12 protein-coding genes are annotated in these 12,799 nt (G+C 69.8%); 5 read left to right on the top strand and 7 right to left on the bottom strand.

What is annotated here, in order from left to right; all coding sequences use genetic code 11:
• The first annotated feature begins 82 nt into the window (after positions 1 to 82).
• A complete protein-coding gene (locus ACH4TL_RS35415) occupies positions 83 to 1,603 on the top strand; it encodes a glycoside hydrolase family 43 protein (protein ID WP_398324674.1) in 1,521 nt (506 codons plus the stop codon).
• Positions 1,604 to 1,626: 23 nt separating this feature from the next.
• Here ACH4TL_RS35415 and ACH4TL_RS35410 read toward each other — a convergent pair whose 3' ends face one another.
• The 7 genes from ACH4TL_RS35410 to ACH4TL_RS35380 all read right to left on the bottom strand — a co-directional run bounded on the left by ACH4TL_RS35410 (position 1,627) and on the right by ACH4TL_RS35380 (position 9,695).
• Complete coding sequence (locus ACH4TL_RS35410) at positions 1,627 to 3,123, bottom strand: aldehyde dehydrogenase (NADP(+)) (RefSeq protein WP_398324671.1); 1,497 nt, start codon at positions 3,121 to 3,123, stop codon at positions 1,627 to 1,629.
• A gap of 49 nt (positions 3,124 to 3,172) precedes the next feature.
• Positions 3,173 to 3,715, bottom strand: coding sequence for a flavin reductase family protein (locus ACH4TL_RS35405; RefSeq protein WP_398324668.1), 543 nt, complete (start codon positions 3,713 to 3,715; stop codon positions 3,173 to 3,175).
• A gap of 64 nt (positions 3,716 to 3,779) precedes the next feature.
• Complete coding sequence (locus ACH4TL_RS35400; protein ID WP_398324665.1) at positions 3,780 to 5,069, bottom strand: flavin monoamine oxidase family protein; 1,290 nt, start codon at positions 5,067 to 5,069, stop codon at positions 3,780 to 3,782.
• A 39-nt stretch (positions 5,070 to 5,108) separates the two neighbouring features.
• On the bottom strand, positions 5,109 to 6,536 hold the full coding sequence (locus tag ACH4TL_RS35395; RefSeq protein ID WP_398324662.1) for an LLM class flavin-dependent oxidoreductase: 1,428 nt from the start codon (positions 6,534 to 6,536) through the stop codon (positions 5,109 to 5,111).
• A gap of 320 nt (positions 6,537 to 6,856) precedes the next feature.
• On the bottom strand, positions 6,857 to 7,651 hold the full coding sequence (locus ACH4TL_RS35390) for an IclR family transcriptional regulator (protein WP_398324659.1): 795 nt from the start codon (positions 7,649 to 7,651) through the stop codon (positions 6,857 to 6,859).
• Between the two features lie 145 nt (positions 7,652 to 7,796).
• Positions 7,797 to 8,225, bottom strand: coding sequence for an NUDIX domain-containing protein (locus tag ACH4TL_RS35385; RefSeq protein WP_398324656.1), 429 nt, complete (start codon positions 8,223 to 8,225; stop codon positions 7,797 to 7,799).
• A 99-nt stretch (positions 8,226 to 8,324) separates the two neighbouring features.
• Entirely contained in the window at positions 8,325 to 9,695 is a 1,371-nt protein-coding gene (locus tag ACH4TL_RS35380) for an MFS transporter (protein WP_398324653.1), read from the bottom strand.
• A gap of 340 nt (positions 9,696 to 10,035) precedes the next feature.
• Between ACH4TL_RS35380 and ACH4TL_RS35375 the strand changes: the two genes are divergently transcribed.
• The 4 genes from ACH4TL_RS35375 to ACH4TL_RS35360 all read left to right on the top strand — a co-directional run bounded on the left by ACH4TL_RS35375 (position 10,036) and on the right by ACH4TL_RS35360 (position 12,680).
• Entirely contained in the window at positions 10,036 to 10,827 is a 792-nt protein-coding gene (locus ACH4TL_RS35375; protein ID WP_398324650.1) for a 2-keto-4-pentenoate hydratase, read from the top strand.
• A gap of 64 nt (positions 10,828 to 10,891) precedes the next feature.
• Positions 10,892 to 11,671: an SDR family NAD(P)-dependent oxidoreductase gene (locus ACH4TL_RS35370; RefSeq protein WP_398324647.1), complete on the top strand. Its 780-nt coding sequence runs from the start codon at positions 10,892 to 10,894 to the stop codon at positions 11,669 to 11,671.
• A 58-nt stretch (positions 11,672 to 11,729) separates the two neighbouring features.
• Complete coding sequence (locus tag ACH4TL_RS35365; protein WP_398324643.1) at positions 11,730 to 12,230, top strand: flavin reductase family protein; 501 nt, start codon at positions 11,730 to 11,732, stop codon at positions 12,228 to 12,230.
• A gap of 30 nt (positions 12,231 to 12,260) precedes the next feature.
• Entirely contained in the window at positions 12,261 to 12,680 is a 420-nt protein-coding gene (locus ACH4TL_RS35360; RefSeq protein ID WP_398324640.1) for an ester cyclase, read from the top strand.
• Positions 12,681 to 12,799: the final 119 nt, after the last annotated feature.

Below are 12,799 nucleotides of genomic sequence, written 5' to 3'. Positions count from 1 at the left end.
GTTGAGGCCGTCGCTAGCCTCCGGAAGAAACTCTCTGTGGCAGATGCGCGAAAGTTTCTCACCGCTTCCTGATCGGGGACTCATGAGAGCGCCGGGCGTGTCCGAGACCAGCGACAACACCATCGAGAACCCGGTGCTCCCCGGGTTCCATCCCGACCCCAGCATCTGCCGGGTGGGCGCGGACTACTACCTGGCGTGCTCCAGCTTCGAGTACGTCCCCGGCGTACCCCTCTTCCACAGCCGCGACCTGGTCCACTGGACGCAGATCGGCAACGCCCTGGAACGGCCGAGCCAACTGCGCCTGCCGCCCGAAGCCACCTCATCCGGCGGGATCTACGCGCCCACACTGCGCCACCACGACGGCCGGTTCTGGCTGATCACCACGAACGTCTCCGACGGCGGCCACCTCCTGGTGACCACAACCGATCCGGCCGGTCCCTGGTCCGACCCGGTCCGGCTGCCCGGAGTGCCCGGCATCGACCCGGATCTCGCCTGGGACGACGACGGCACCTGCTGGTGCACCTATGCCGGAGTCGAGCAGATCCGCATCGACCCCCACACCGGGCAGTCCTTCGGCCCGCCGCGTCGGCTCTGGTCCGGCACCCCCGGCGCCAAGGCCCCGGAGGCGCCGCACCTGTACCGCATCGGCGACCACTGGTACCTGCTCATCGCCGAAGGCGGCACCGAGCGGGGCCACGGCGTGTCCATCGCCCGAGGCCCCGCGCCCACCGGTCCCTTCGAGCCCTGCCCCGACAACCCGATCCTGACGCACCGCGGTATCGACCACCCCATCCAGAACACCGGCCACGCCGATCTCGTCCGGGCGCCCGACGACTCATGGTGGATGGTGCTGCTCGGGGTGCGCCCGGGCGGTGGCACCCCCGGCTGGCACGTACTCGGCCGCGAGACGTTTCTCGCGCCCGTGAGCTGGGCCGACGGCTGGCCAGTCGTCGGCGAACTGTCGCTTGCCCTGCCCGCACCCCCGTGGCCGCTTCAGCCGGATGCGGTCCCGCCGGTCCGGGACGACTTCGACCGCGGCGAACTGGCCCCGTACTGGATCTCGCCCCGTCAGCGCCCCGCGGAGAACTGCACCACCAGGGAGCGGCCCGGCTGGCTGACCCTGCGCGCCCTCGGCAGCTCCCTCGACGGTCCGGACGTGATGTTCGTCGGCCGCCGACAACAACACCTGTCCTGCCGGGTACGCGCCCTGATCGACCCGGCGGACGGGCGCGGCGGGCTGGCCGTCCGCCTCGACGAGCGGCACCACTACGCCCTCGAGGCGGCACCCGGCGAGGTGCGCGTCCTCGCCCGCATCGGCCCGCTGCACACCGTGGTGGCGACCCGGCAGGTACCCGCCGGCCCCCTGACCCTGAGAATCGAGGTGGTCGCCGCGCGGACCGTGACCGAGGCGCGCACCGGCCCGGACACCCTCTCCCTCGGCTTCGAGGAACCGGACGGCACGTTCGCCGACCTCGCCACGCTCGACGGCCGCTATCTGTCGACCGAGGTGGCGGGCGGCTTCACCGGCCGGGTCATGGGAATGTACGCCTCGGCCGGAGCCGTGCTCATCGACTGGTTCGACTACGAACCGCTCGGCGACTGAGCCTGACCTGTACCGACGGCTTGTTACTCGGGCTGCCCGTTGACGGTGCGGAGCAGCCGCAGCGGATTGTCGTCCCTCAGAGCGGGAGGAAGAAGATCCTCCGGCGCGTCCTGGAACACCACCGGCCGCAGGAAACGCCACGCGGCGGCCGTTCCCACGGAAGTGTGCACGGTGGTGGCCGCCGGGTAGGGGCCGCCGTGGTTCTGGGCGTGGGTGACCGCGACGCCCGTGGGCCATGCGTTGAAGACGACCCGCCCGGCGCGCTGCTGGGCCAGCTTCACCAAGCGCTGACAGCCGCCGTCGGCGGACCCGGCCGTGTGGATGCTCACCGTCAACGCGCCCTCGACGCTGGCGAGAGCGTCACCGGCCTCCTCGATGCTGTCGTGGGGAACCACCACGGCGGCAGGGCCGAAGCATTCGTCGAGCAGGACCTCGGCGGCATCGCGGAGCCGGGCCACGGAGGTGACACCGATCAGGCTGGGGGAGACCAGCGGTGCTCCGCCGTCGTCCCGGGTGACGGCGCCCTTGACGAGCACATCCGTCCCCGCGGTCCGCGCGATCTCCTCGAGCCGCCGCTGATACCCCTCCGCCATCGCCGGGGTCAGCATCGGCGCGGCGGACACCTTCCGTACCTCCTCGGCGATGAGGTCGATCATTCCCGCGTCCCGGGGCACCAGGAGCACACCGGGCTTGGTGCAGAACTGACCGTTGCCGAGGGTGTAGGAGCCGACGAAACCGGCGGCGATCTCGGCACGCCGCTGCGCGAGCGCCTCGGGGGTGACGATGACGGGGTTGATGCTGCCGAGTTCGCCGTAGAACGGGATGGGCGTCGGGCGAGAGGCGGCGATGTCGAACAGGGCGCGGCCGCCCTGAAGGGAACCGGTGAACGCCGCGGCCGCGACCCGGGCGTCTCGCAGCGCCTCCGTCCCCGCCTCCCGGCCACTGATCATGGCGAACGTGCCGTCAGGCGCCCCGGCACCGGTCAGGGCCTCGCGCACGATGGCCGCCGTCGCGGCGGAGGTACGGGGGTGTCCCGGATGGGCCTTGAGGACGACGGGACACCCCGCCGCGAGGGCGGACGCGGTGTCGGTCCCGGCGACGGAGAAGGCGAAGGGGAAGTTGCTGGCAGCGAAGACGAGGACCGGTCCGATGGGCACCTGGTGGCGCCGCAGTTCGGGGCGCGGGCCCAGGACGAAGTCGGGGTCGGCCCGGTCGATCGTGACGTCGAGGTAGGCACCGGAGCGGACGTGGTCGGCGAACTGGCGCAGCTGCACCGTGGTGCGCCGTACCTCGCCGGTCAGGCGGCCGGTGGGATATCCGGTCTCTCCGGCCGCCACCTGCGCGAGGTGTTCCGCGTTCGCGTCCAGGGTATCGGCGACGGCCGTGAGCGCGTCGGCCCTGGCCCGGGGCGTGAAGCTCTCCCAGAGTGGGGCGGCTTCGGCGGCCCGGGAGAGGACGCGGTCGATCTCCTCGGGGGAGGTGTCCGGCAGAGGTTCGGATGGGCGGGTGGTGGTGCTCATGGGTTTCATGTCCCTCGGGGTTGTCGATCTGGCTCTGGCCGCCGGTGTTTCAGGCGGCGAACGTGTCCCGGTAGCTGCCGAGCCTTCCCTTGTGGAAGACCAGCGGCTCTCCCGGTCCGGTGGCCATACGCAGGACGCGGGCGATGACGATGATGTGGTCGCCGCCGTCGAGTTCCTGGGCCAGCCGGCAGTCGATCCAGGCGACGGCGCCGTTGACGCGCGGGACGCCGTCGGGGGAGGGGTGCCATTCCACATCGGCGAACTTGTCGCCGCTCTTGCGGGAGAGGGACCGGCAGACCGCGTCCTGGCCCTCGGCGAGGACGCTGGCGCTGAAGAGGCCGGTGTCGCGGACCTTGGGCCAGCTGCTGGAGGTGCGGGCCACGCTGAAGGCGGCCAGCGGCGGGTCCAGGGAGAGCGACTGGAAGGTCCCGACGATCAGGCCCGCGGGCCGGGCGGTGGACGGCTCGACGCCCGTCACCGCCACCACGCCGGTGGGCAGGTGGGACATGACGTGACGGAAATCCATCTGGTCGATCTGGAGCTCGGCGGTGGCGGCGGCAACAGGGGTGGTGGCGGCGATGGCGGTGGTCATGGCGGACGCTCCCTTCGATGGAGTCACAGCGGATGAGAACGGTCGGACAGCGGGCGCGACGGACTCACCACGCCGTCGCGATGTCCCGCGCGACGCGCAGGCCGCGCTCGATGGCGCCGTCGATGAAACCGGCCCAGAGATCGGCGTTGTCACTGCTGGCGAAGTGCAGGACACCTTCGCTGCGTTGCAGGCCGGGCAGGTACGAGGTCAGCTGGCCGGGGCGCTGCATCAGCCAGGTCTCCCGCGCGTACGGATCGGCCATCCAGTCGTGGCCGGTGACCTCCAGCACCTCCAGGTCGTCCCGCCACACCCGCAGCGCCTCCCGGACGGCGGCGGTGTCGTCGGGGCTGATGCGGGTCGCGTCCGCGCCGAAGGAGACCAGCACGGCGTCGTCGGCACCGGTGTACTCGGTGCGCACCACCGACAGCGGGTGCCGCGCGGAGGAGTAGGCGAAGAAGGGCGTGATCGGCCCGCGCACCCGGATCCACACCTTCACCCCCTTCGAGGCGGTCTTCTCCTTTGCCGCGGCCCGCTTCTCGTGGCACAGCGGCGGCGTGAGGTCGATGGTGTCGAGGAGGTTCTGCCCGAGGGTGACGACCACGGCCCCGGCGGTCATCGTGGTTCCGTCGGCGAGGTGCACACGCGCCTGGTTCTCGTCGTGCTCGATGGCGCGCACGGGGGAGCCGGTACGGATCTCGGCCCGCGTATCGGCCACGATCGCCGAGATCAGGGCGCGCGTGCCACCGGCGAGCCGGAAGACCGCCGAGGCCTCGTGCATCAGGTGCCAGCTTCCGGCCGCGGCGGCGGTCCAGCGCAGGGCGGCCGTGTAGGCGCCCTCGTCCAGGGGCGCGTTGAAGTGCCCGACCCACGCGGCCTCGTTGGCCTGGTACTCCTCCACGCCCAGCCGGAGCTCGTCCAGTTCGTCCTGCAAGCTCCGGCCGTCCACCGACGCCAGGCGCGCGTTGCGCGTGGGGTCGTCCGGACGCGGGATCCAGCCCATCGTGCCCGCCAGCAGACGGCGCATGCCCGGGTCGATGAGCTCCATGAACTCCGGCAGGGAGCCCTTGCGGACCTCGTCCCCGGCCAGCCAGTACGCCTCCTCGGGCCGGGGGCCGCGGGTGACCTCCAGCCCGTAGCGCGTGACCTCGGACCAGCTGTGGGGCTGGGTCCAGTGCAGCCACGTCCCGCCGATCTCCAGGTCGCGCCCGAGCCGGTGGTCGGTCCACACCCGACCGCCCAGCCGGTCGCGGGCCTCCAGCACCACCACGCTCCGGCCGGTGCGTCCCAGCTCCCGAGCGGCGATCAGACCGGCCACACCGCCGCCGACCACAATGACGTCAGCGTCCACCGACATCGCGTCTCACCCTTCCTTCTTCTTCGCTGTGCCGGGCGGTCAAACGGGTGATCCGCTGACGGCGTCCTGGAGCGCGCCGCCCCGCTGCCGGGCGGTGGCGCGCATCTTCGAGGCCGGGTGGTCGGGCAGCGTGCGGCGCTGCCCCACTCCGTAGAAGGTCTCGCGGAGCGTGGCGGCCTTCTCGTCGTAGCTGTCGCGCGCCAGACCCTGCCGGCGCAGCTCCGGAAGGGCCAGCTCGATGAAGTCCTCCCAACCACCGGGCTTCGTCGCGTAGTTGACGTTGAAGCCGTCGAGATCGGCCACATCGCGCCACGTGCGCAGCTCGGCCGCCACCGTCTGCGGGGATCCGACGATCACGGCACCGGTGCCGCCGATGCCGATGAACTCGGCGATCTGCCGGGAGGTCCAGGTACGGGTGGGGTCCGCCTTGGAGAACATCTCCACCATCGAGCGCGAACCGTCCACCTCCGCGTACTCCAGCGGCATGTCCGGGTCCAGGGTGCTGAGGTCGATCCCGGTCCAGCCCGCGAACCGGGCCAGCGCGCCCTCGTAGCTGACGTTCCGCAGATGCCGCTCGTACTTCTCCCGCGCCTGCGTGTCGGTGGGCGCGACGACCACGGTGATCAGCGCGAGGACCTTCACGCTCCTCGGGTCACGGCCCGCCTCCGCGACCGCGGTCCGGACCTTGTCGACACCGCGCCGGGTCATCTCGGGAGTCATCGTGTTCACGAAGACCGCTTCCGCGTTCTGCGCGGCGAAGAGCATGCCCCGGGAGGAGGCACCGGCCTGGAAGAGCATGGGGGTGCGCTGTGGGGACGGCTCGCACAGGTGCACGCCGGGGACGTCGAAGTACGTGCCCTTGTGGTGGATGGGGTGGACGCGCCGCGGATCGACGTAGGCACCGGCCCCGGCGTCGCGGACGACCGCGTCGTCCTGCCAGGAGCTCTCCCAGAGCTGGTAGCAGACCTCCAGGTACTCGTCCGCCATGTCGTAGCGCTTGTCGTGCGGGATCTGCGTACCGAGGCCGAGGTTGCGCGCGGCCGACTCGTTGTACGAGGTGACGATGTTCCAGCCGACCCGGCCTGCCGTCAGGTGGTCCAGCGTGCTGAACTTGCGGGCCAGCGCGTAGGGCTGCTCGTACGTCAGGGACGCGGTGACGCCGAAGCCCAGATGCCGGGTCGCACCGGCCATCGCCGAGATGACCAGAGCGGGGTCGTTGATGGGGAATTGGGCGGCGTCGCGGATGGCCGCGTCGGGGGAACCGCCGTAGACGTCGTGGTAGCCGACGGTGTCGGCGAAGAAGATCCCGTCGAAGCAGGCGTCTTCCAGCATGCGAGCCGTGTCGGTCCAGTAGCTCAGGTCGGTGTAGCGCCAGCCCCCGTCGTTCGCGTCCCGCCAGGAGCCCGCGGTCAGGTGTGCGGGCGCGGACACGTCGAAGGCGAAGAACTTCATCGGCTGATTGCTCATGCTGCGCTCCAAGGCGAGAGGCAGGGCCTTCCTGCGGTGTCGTTCGCGTTCACTTAGCGAACGTGACGTTCATGTTGAGACCTGGTGTGGGGTCGTGTCAACAGGTGAATCGCGGCCTACTGGAGGTGCGAGATCGATTAATGAACGCCACGTTCAGAAGCCAGAGCGCAAAGGCTGCCCACGAAGGGGGTGGCGCTGGGGGAACTCAGGACGTACCTGGGGCGGGCGTGCGGCGCCCGCCGAACGCAAAAACGTCGCCGACGGGAAGCGCTGCGGGCTTGGACCCGCTGCGCCCCGGCGGCGACGCCGTGGCTGTCGCTCTACGCGGAGGCAGGATCCTGCCAGAACACCTCGGTCAGGCTGTCGACGGTCTCCTGCATCTGCTGGAGCGCTTCGGGGATCTGGGCCCGCCCGAACCGGTACCGGGGCCCGTTCATCGTCAAGATCGCCACCAGGTTCCCGGAGGAGTCGCGGATGGGGCGCGACAGCGACAGCAGCTCCTCCTCGAATTCGTTGTCGATGACGCCGAAGCCCTGCTCGCGGATCTGGTCGAGTTCCTTGAGCAGGGTCGTGCGATCGGTGATGGTGCGGGAGGCGTAGCGCTCCAGCTTCTCGGGGAGGAGCGCGAGCACCTTCTCCACGGGCATCTCGGCGAGCAGCACCTTGCCGGTGGAACTGGCGTGCAGCGGGTATTGCTGCCCGACCATGTTGTGCGGCACGATGCCGACCACGTGGGAACCGGCGGCCTGGGTGACCAGTTCGAGGCCGTCCTGGAGGTTGGGCACCGACAAGGTCACCTGCTCGTTGAACTTGTCCGCCAGCTCTTGGAGCAGCGGCTGGGCGCGGGCGACGAGGCCCGCGTGGGGGTCCGCGTAGCGGCCGAGCCGGGCCAGCTCCCAGCCCAGGATGTAGTTGTTGTCGATGCGGTCGACGAAGCCCGTCTTCTCGAAGCTGTGCAGCAGGCGGAACGCGGTGGGCCGCGAGATCCCCGCTGCCTTCGCCAGGGTGGTCACGGTGGCCCCGGACCGAGGTTGTGCCGCCAGCTCGCGCAGCAGCCGCACGCCCTTGGTCACCGACTTGTTGGTCATCTCCGCCGGTGTGGATGCGTCGCTCATGGGGCCCTTTCGTGCTGGAGAAACACCGCGCGTGCGTCCACGCACGAATCTTCTCCGCCCACCCTAACGCCTGCACGTTCAGATAGTGAACGCGCCTGCGCCGAGATGAGTGCGAGGCCCGGGGCGGGCAAGGGCTTCCGATGGGCTATGCGGGCATCGCCGCCAGCACCTCGCGCAGCCAGGGCGCCTGTCCGTCGAACCGCGTCACGGATCGCGGGGGCACCCACCGGTAGGTCTCGTACTCCCCTTTCAGCCGGAGCCTTCGCCGCTCGGTTGCGGCACGGAAGGTGTGCACACGCCACCGGCCGCCCTGCGCGTCCTGAAGCTCCAGGACCGGGCCGGAGTGGAAGTCGACCAGCCCGGCGACCGCGATGCCGGTCCCCTCGAACAGCGTGAGCAGCGCCCGGACGCGCGCCGAGGCACCCTCTTCGAGTACGCCGGTGAGGCAGTGCCACCGTCCCGCGTCGTGTCCGACGTGGCGGCTCCGCTTGAACAGGCCGACGCGTCCGCGCCAGACGAGGACGACGGCGACGGCGGCGCCGGGCTCGACCGTCCGGTCGTGCGACTCACTCACGATCATCCTTGTGGCAGCGTGGGGAAGCCGCTCGCATGTCCGGCCGGTCCGGGCGTCGTGCGAGCGGCTGCCAGGGCAATCCGTCGTCGTGGCCGTCCCCTACAGCGGCGCCTTCTTCATGCGGAGGCCGCGGCGGTGCGGCGCCGAGGTCTCGCTCAGGGAACGGCCCATGGTCTCCGGCGCGAGGACCTGGGAGACCAGGGCGCCGACCGCGCAGATGCCCGCGGCGATGAGCATGCTGGGCCCGGCGCCGAGGTTGTGCATCGACCACGGAAGCAGGAAGGTCCCCATGCCCGCGCCGACGCGGCTGAACGCGGTGGCGAATCCGATCCCGATGCCACGGACCTCCGTGGGGAAGACCTCTCCGGGGTAGACCCCGGTCAGGGCCGTACACATGGCGTTGGCGAAGGCGAAGACGAAGAAGCAGGTCAGCACCACGACCGGGGGTGCCGAGACCCACAGGCCGATGATCACGAGCACGACGGCGCACACCCACTGCTGGGGGATGGTCAGCTTGCGGCGGCCGATGCGCTCGATGAGCAGCAGCGAGACCAGGACGCCGGCGAGGGCGAGCCCGTTGACGCCCAGTGCGCCTGCGAGGCCGTCCCCGAGACCGTAGTCGGACAGCACGCTGGCCGCGAAGGTGGCGATGGCGAAGTACGGGGTGACGGTGCAGAACCAGAACACGGAGGTGAAGGTGGTGGCCCGCCAGTAGTCGCGCGAGAACAGCATCCCGAAGGTGCCCTCACGGGTGGATTCGCTGGTGATGTCGAGGACATCGGAGGGGGACTCGAGGTAGTCGTGGGCGATCCGGTGCGCTTCCTCGGTACGGCCCTTGTTCATCAGCCAGCGCGGGGACTCGGGGAGGCCCAGCCTGGCCAGGAACAGGATCACCGCCGGTACGGTGCTGGTGCCGAGGACGATCCGCCAGTCCGCCGAGAACGCCGAGTTCATCGCGTAGCCGATGCAGAAGGCCAGCATGAATCCGAGGTACCAGGCGACCTGTGAGACGGACAGCAGGCGCCCGCGCAGGCGCGCCGGGGCGAATTCGGTGAGGAGGGGCCAGCCCACCGAATAGTCGGCTCCGATGGCGATGCCCATCAGCAGCCGTACGGCGATCAGTTGCCAGGCCGAGTCGACGAACAGCTGAAGGACCGAGCCGACGAGGAACATCGCCAGGTCGATCGTGAACAGGGGCTTGCGGCCGAGCTTGTCGGCCAGCCAGCCGCCGAGCGGCCCGCCGACGAAGATGCCGACCAGGGCGGACGCTCCGGTCAGGCCCTCCCAGAACAGGGACATGTGCAACTCGGCGGTGGCGGCTGCGATGACCGTCCCGATGATGCCGAGGATGTAGCCGTCGATGAACATGCCGCCGGTGATCAAGCCGGTCATTTTGATCATGAAGCGCTGTTTGTCGACCGGGCTGTCCTCGTCCGTCGCGACGGCATCGGGGTTGCTGGTGGTGGTCACACTTCAGTCCTTCCTGAGGTGAGCATTGCGGTCCGTGCCCGCCCGGGTGACGGCGACGAGGGGTGAGCACTCGGCGTCACGAGCGGTTCGCGCGGGTACGGAGGCGCGGCACGGACACGGATCGGACGAGGCGCTGCCGAGACAGATGATGGCGTTCGGATAGTGAGCGCGACGACCAAAAATTTTCGGAAGCCTGACACGAACCTCGGGGCCCGTCAAGGCTGCCGGTCGCCCTTGCGGGTCGGTTTCACAACCCTTGACAGGCGGATGTGCGCGGCCCACCATCGCCACATCGAGTTGAACGTCACGTTCATTATATGAACACTCAAAGAGGGATCCGATGCAGACTTCCGAGCTCCACGACATCGCCGCGACCCTGCGCACCGCACGGGCCGACGCCACGCCCGTGGCCCCGCCGACGAAGACCTGGCCCGCCCTCGACGTGGACAGCGCCTTCGCCGTCCAGCGAATCGCCACCGAAGCGGCCGTGGCCGAGGGCGACCGAGTCGTCGGCTACAAGCTGGGCAACATCGCCAAGGTGATGCAGGCCGCCTTCGGCCTCGACCAGCCCGACTACGGCTATCTGCTGGGCTCGACGTTCGCCTACGAGGGCGTCCCGCAGAACCGGCGGCACTACATCGAGCCGTTCGTCGAACTCGAACCCGCCTTCGTCCTGGGGCGCGCCCTGCGAGGCCCTCACATCACCGTCGCCGATGTCATCAGCGCCGTCGACTACGCCGTGCCCGCCATCGAGATCATCGACTCGCGCGTGGAGAACTGGACGATCGACCTGCCCGACACCCTGGCCGACAACGGCTCGACCGGCGCCGTCATCCTCGGCGGAACACCGCGCCGGGTCACCGACCTCACTCTGGGCGACACCCGCGGCGTCCTGCACTTCAACGGCCGCCAGGTCATCGAGGGCAACACCAAGAACATCCTCGGCAACCCCTTCGCCGCCACCGCCTGGCTGGGCAACCGGCTTGCCACCTACGACATCGCCTTCGAACCCGGACAGGTCATCCTCCCGGGCAGCTGCCTCCAGGCGATCCCCATGAACGAGACCGGCCACTGGGTGGGCGCCTTCGACGCCTGGGGGACCGTCGAATTCGACGTCACCGACGGCGCATGACGGCCCATTACGGCGTACGTACCGCACGGAAGACCGGCACCACATGACCCGGAGGAGCAGCGAGTTGAGGTTTCCGGAAAAGGTCGCCATCGTCACGGGAGGCGCTGGAGGTGTCGGCAGGACACTGGTGCGCAAGCTGACACACGAGGGCGCCGCCGTCATGATCGCCGACGTCTCGGCGGAAGGCTCCGGCTCGCTCGCGAAAGAAGTGGAGGCCGCCGGCGCCACCGTCGCCTTCGAGGCCGGTGACCTGCGAGAGCGTTCCTACTGTGAGCACGTTGTCGCCCGGACCGTGGAACGCTTCGGCGGGGTCGACATCCTCATCAACAACGCCGGGATCATGTTCGAGCACAGCCTCTCCCGCCTCCGGGTGGAGGAGTGGGATCTCATGATGGCCGTCAACCTGGGAGCCCCGCTGTTCCTGGCCCAGGCGGCCCTGCCGCAAATGCGCGACCGCGGTGGCGGGAGCATCGTCAACATCGGCTCCATCGAAGGGCTCGGGGCAAATCCCGGCCCCACGGCGTACTGCGCCTCCAAGGCGGGAATCCACGGCATGACCCGCGCCATGGCGGTCGATCTCGGCGAGGACAACATCCGCTGCAACGCGATCGCCCCCGGGTGGATCACCTCCGAACTCAGCGAGAAATACCTCGCATCCCACGCCGACCCGGACGCGGCCCGCGACGCGTTGAACCGCCTGCACCCCCTGGGACGGGTGGGCCGGCCCACCGACGTCGGCGATCTCGCCGTCTACCTGGCCGGTGACGGCTCACGCTCCCTGACCGGGAAGACCGTGGTGCTCGACGGCGGCAGGACGGCGAAGCTCCCCATGCCGTCGTCCTAGCCGCCGTTCGACGCGATCCCCGCCGACCCGCAAAGCGACGACGAGAGACACAGAGGACATGAACAGCCTGACCACACACATCACCCCCGAGCACTACCGCAAGGTGATGGGCCGCCTGCCCACCGGAGTCGTGGCGATCACCGGGGTCGACGAGGACGGAAACGACGTGGGCTTCATCGTCGGCTCCTTCCATTCCCTCTCCCTCGACCCGCCGATCGTCACCTTCAGCGTGGGCCACACCTCCTCGACCTGGCCCCTGATCCGCCGACAGCATGTCTTCACCGCGAACGTGCTCTCGCACACCCAGGTGGACACCTGCCGTGCCCTGGCCCGCAAGGGAGCGGGCAAGTTCGAGTCGGTCGCCTCCAGCCGCGGGCCGATGGGCACCCGCCACCTGACCGGCTCCATCGCTCTGATCGACTGCCGAGTGCAGGCCGAAGTGCTGGTGGGAGACCACTTCATGGTCGTCGCGGCCGTCGAGTCGATGGAAGCCGCGCCCGGCGATCCCCTGCTGTTCCAAGCCGGGGACTACGGCACGTACACCACCCTCTCCACCTGACCGAGCACGAGCACCGAAGGAAGCCGACCCATGGAACACGACCGGATCGAGTTCATCCTCCGCGCCTGGCGAGCCGCCTGGGAAGAAGGGGACACCGACACCTTCGCGAAGATCCTCGCCCCCGGCTATGTGCGCTACACCAAGACCGGCTCCGAGGACATCGACGCCCTCCGCCGGACGATCGAGGCATCCCGCACCGCCTTCCCCGACCTGAAGGTCGAGATCCTCGACACCGTCGAGCAGGCCGACACGCTCGCCCTCCGCTGGCGCAGCCACGGTACCCACACCGGTTCCTTCATGGGCGTACCGCCCACCGGGAGGGCGGTGACGGTGACCGGAGCGAGCTTCTGCCGCTTCGCGGGCGAACTCCTCAGCGAAGAGCAGGTGGTGTGGGACCCGAGGGAACTCCTCAACGCCATGAACATCTGGGCGGTGGGATCCCACGCGTAACACCTGGACAGCCTGGGGGCGCTGCCGGTGACGTCAAGGGCCGTGGCGAGGGCGAGGCGGGACGCCGCCGTGCCCGACGGGGGGTTCGCTTCGGCCAGACGCCAAGGTGTGCCGGCCCT

It is taken from the genome of Streptomyces sp. NPDC021115 (assembly GCF_044333065.1).
Classification (GTDB): Bacteria; Actinomycetota; Actinomycetes; order Streptomycetales; family Streptomycetaceae; genus Streptomyces.
The sequence above is the reverse complement of the archived record's forward strand: the minus strand, read 5'-3'. Positions and strand labels throughout refer to the sequence as shown.